3 protein-coding genes and 1 pseudogene are annotated in these 2,613 nt (G+C 63.2%); 1 reads left to right on the forward strand and 3 read right to left on the reverse strand.

Annotated features, from left to right (window positions below; all coding sequences use genetic code 11):
• Positions 1-143: family 1 glycosylhydrolase (locus tag AABA86_RS33265; protein WP_338309754.1), on the forward strand; the 143-nt coding region annotated here is incomplete at its 5' end.
• A 9-nt stretch (positions 144-152) separates the two neighbouring features.
• On the opposite strand, the gene AABA86_RS33270 is transcribed toward AABA86_RS33265, so the two are convergent.
• The 3 genes and pseudogenes from AABA86_RS33270 to AABA86_RS33280 all read right to left on the reverse strand — a co-directional run.
• Positions 153-710: an HNH endonuclease gene (locus AABA86_RS33270; RefSeq protein ID WP_018316280.1), complete on the reverse strand. Its 558-nt coding sequence runs from the start codon at positions 708-710 to the stop codon at positions 153-155.
• A 214-nt stretch (positions 711-924) separates the two neighbouring features.
• Entirely contained in the window at positions 925-1,902 is a 978-nt protein-coding gene (locus tag AABA86_RS33275) for a peptidyl-alpha-hydroxyglycine alpha-amidating lyase family protein (RefSeq protein ID WP_338309753.1), read from the reverse strand.
• A 92-nt stretch (positions 1,903-1,994) separates the two neighbouring features.
• Positions 1,995-2,613, reverse strand: a pseudogene (locus AABA86_RS33280) (monooxygenase); the annotation flags it as partial.

Raw genomic sequence — 2,613 nt, forward strand, 5'->3', positions numbered from 1 at the left:
TGATGGACAATTTCGAGTGGATTTTTGGCTACGGCAAGCGCTTCGGCCTCTACCGGGTCGACTTCGAAACGCAGGCGCGGGTGCCGAAACTGAGCGCGGCGTTCTATCGCGACGTGGTGGCACGGAACGCGATCGGGGGGTGAGGCCAGATCCTACGGATCCAGCTCCGTATCCCAGTACAGATAGTCCAGCCAACTATCGTGCAGATAGTTCGGCGGGAACAGGCGGCCGTTGCGGTGGAGCTGGTGCACGGTCGGGGCAAAGGCGTGCTGGCGCGGAAACATCTTGGCTTGCACCGGCGTGAGATTGCCTTTGCGCAGGTTACACGGCGAGCATGCTGCGACCACGTTCTCCCAGGTGGTCTGGCCGCCTTTGCTGCGCGGGATGATGTGATCGAAGGTGAGGTCCTCGGGCGAGCCGCAATATTGGCAGGCGAAACGGTCGCGCAGGAAGACGTTGAACCGGGTGAAGGCCGGATGAGTGGTCGGCTTGACGAAGGATTTGAGCGAGACGACGCTCGGCAGCTGCATTTGCAGCGTGGGGCTATGAACCGCCTGATCGTAATGTGCGACGATGTTGACGCGATCGAGGAACACTGCCTTGATCGCGTCTTGCCACGACCAAAGAGACAGCGGGTAGTAACTCAGCGGCCGGAAGTCCGCATTCAGCACCAACACCGGCCAACTGCCTTGCGAGACATGTGCGTTCAAGTAACGCTCCCGGCCTCCAATATACGCTGCGAAGCAGCATGTACTGACATACTACATGCAGCGTGACGGGATTGTGAAGCCCGTTGAGCGACTTATTCAGGCGCAAGCAATGCGGCGCCGGGGTGGCGAAAGCGCTGAAAAAGCCGCGATTTGGGGGAGGTGCGCGGCTGGCGCGGAACTGTCGTGACCAGCGCGTCGCGGCCCGGCGCGGCAGCTACTCCCGTACCCGTTCCAGCTTCTGCAAGCACCGCGTGGCGCGGACCGCAGCCGGCATCTCCTCGTCCGGAAAGCTCGTGTCCCAGTTGGTGACGCCGACCTCGCCGACATAGATGTCGCCCCTGGAATCCAGCGCGATGCCGTGGGGCGCCAGGAACTTTCCGCTCGCAACACCCGGCCCTTCCTCGCCGCCAAGCCGTGCGATGCGCTTGCCCTTGGCGTCCACGATCGACAGCCGCGGGCCGAGATTGGGCACATTGCGGTTGATGGCAAGGCCCGGGCCGAGCTCGCCGATCACGAAAGTCGGGCTCTTGGTCCCGCCGCAACAGCACAGCGCGCAGGGCCGGTGCAGATTGTTCCACTGCGTCTCGTATTTGCCCTCGCCGTCGAACACCTGCACGCGATGGTTCTCGCGGTCGGCGACATAGACCCAGCCATCGGCATCGGTGGCAATATTGTGCACGATGTTGAACTGGCCGGGATCGGTGCCCGGCTCGCCCCAGCTCTTGAGCAGCTTGCCCTCGGGCGTGAACTTGTGCACGCGCGCATTGCCATAGCCGTCGGAGACGTAGATCTCGCCCTTCGGCGACAGCGCGGTGTGGGTGCAGCGATGGAAGGGATCACCGCTCATGAACGGCGCCGGTTTTTCGGGAATGCCGATCGTCAGCAGCACCTTGCCGTCCGTGGTGCATTTGCGCACGGTGTGGTCGCCGTCATCGGTGCAGTAGAGATTGTCGTCGGCGTCGATGTGCAGGCCGTGTGCGCGCGAGAACAGCCCTTCGCCCCAGCTGCGCAGGAAATTGCCGTCGCGGTCGAGCACCACCATCGGGTGGGCGCCGCGGTTGAAGACGTAGACGCGGTCCTTGCTGTCGACCGCGACGGAGGCGACGTCGGTGAGCTGCCAGCCGTCCGGGAGTTTCGCGAAATTGTCGACGACGCGGTAGCGGTGCTCGCCGCTGCCGAGAATGGCTGGCATGAATCTGTTCTCCTGTCATTCCGGGACACGCGAAGCGTGAGCCCGGNNGATTCCGGGCTCGCGCTTCGTGCGCCCCGGAATGACGGCTGTAGCTATATTTGTCCCAGAATCCCTTCCTCGATCGCCTTGATCTGGAGCCCAAGGTATTTCGAGTTGATCCGGCATTGCGCGAGGCTGCCGGCGATGAACCAGAGCCCGGGCTGCCTGGTGCGCGCATACATGTTGCGCAGCTCAAGACCGTCGCCAAAGCCCCAGATCGGGCCGACGCGGTCGGCGATGGCCTCGCCAAACAGTTTTCGCACCAGATATTCCTGCGGCTTGTAACCGGTGGAGAGCACGATGAGATCGGCGGGAAGCAGCGTGCCGTCCTTCATCCGCGCCCCGTCGGGTACAAAGCCCTCGATGTCGGCAAACTGCCTGAGCCTGATCTTGCCCTCGACGATCAGGTTGGAGCAGCCGACGTTGAAATAATAGCCGCCGCCGCGGGTGAGGTATTTGAACTGCCAGCCGGTGCCGGCCTCGCCGAAGTCGAGCTTGAAACCGACGCGCGAGAGGCCGTCGAGCAGCTCCTTGTCGAGCTGCTTCGACTGCTCCGTCAGCATCACATGCGTCTTCTTCGCGAGCGGCGTCGGCATCGAGGCCGCGATCAGGTCATTGTCCTCGAGCGTGCCTTCGTTGTAGGTCGCATAAGCGAGCTGCGCCGACGGCTCG

The organism is Bradyrhizobium sp. TM233 (assembly GCF_036247965.1).
GTDB classification, from domain to species: Bacteria; Pseudomonadota; Alphaproteobacteria; order Rhizobiales; family Xanthobacteraceae; genus Bradyrhizobium; species Bradyrhizobium ottawaense.